1 pseudogene is annotated in these 244 nt (G+C 80.7%); it reads left to right on the top strand.

The features are described from left to right. Window positions 1-244: pseudogene (locus tag AOK18_RS30360) on the top strand (aminotransferase class I/II-fold pyridoxal phosphate-dependent enzyme); the annotation flags it as partial.

Here is a 244-nt window from a genome sequence, read left to right as displayed (position 1 = left end):
CCTGCACCCCCTCGCCGGCCCCACCCGCCACTGGGCCTTCGTCCGCTCGGCGGCCAAGGCGTACGGTCCCGACCTGCGGCTCGCCGTGCTCACCGGGGACGCGGTCACCCTCGACCGGGTCCGCGGACGGCAGCGGCTCGGGCCGGGCTGGGTCAGCCGCACGGTCCAGCGCGCGGTCCTCCGGCTCTGGACCGACGGCGCGGTGGACCCGGCGGCGGTGGCGGCGCGGTACGGGCGGCGCCGG

It is taken from the genome of Streptomyces prasinopilosus (genome assembly GCF_001419695.1).
In the GTDB taxonomy this organism is placed as follows: domain Bacteria; phylum Actinomycetota; class Actinomycetes; order Streptomycetales; family Streptomycetaceae; genus Streptomyces; species Streptomyces prasinopilosus.
This window is presented reverse-complemented; position numbering and strand designations above follow the sequence as displayed.